This is a genomic window from Dietzia massiliensis (assembly GCF_018390595.1).
Lineage (GTDB): Bacteria > Actinomycetota > Actinomycetes > Mycobacteriales > Mycobacteriaceae > Dietzia > Dietzia massiliensis.
Genome location: NZ_JAHBAV010000341.1, coordinates 1 through 338, shown reverse-complemented (window position 1 = coordinate 338; position 338 = coordinate 1). Strand labels below are relative to the sequence as shown.

1 protein-coding gene is annotated in these 338 nt (G+C 47.6%); it reads left to right on the top strand.

Annotated elements, in window-relative coordinates:
• Positions 1–184 precede the first annotated feature (184 nt).
• Positions 185–338 (top strand): putative quinol monooxygenase (locus KHA85_RS19355; RefSeq protein ID WP_368858503.1); only part of this gene is annotated, 154 nt, incomplete at its 3' end.

Genomic DNA, 338 nt, shown 5'->3' with positions numbered 1-338 from the left:
CTCCACCACCATGCAAAAGGCGGCTAACTGGGCACGTTTAAACATCTTAAGCCTTCACCAAAAGTGAACAATTCACGAACTTTATTTCACTTTTAGTCAGCCATCAAGTCCGTAAAATCCTCGCTGTCAGCACAATGCTGCCCCTGGAGATATCCAGTTTCATTACCGACCGAGGAAATCAATCATGATTACGCTCAACGTCTTTTTTCAGGTCAATCCGGCCAAGCGGCAAGCGTTTCTGAGCCTGCTCAACACCATGGTGCAGGAATCCAATAAAGAAACCGGCTGCTCTTTTTACCAGCTTTGGCAATGCCAGAGCGATGAGAACAGCTACGCGC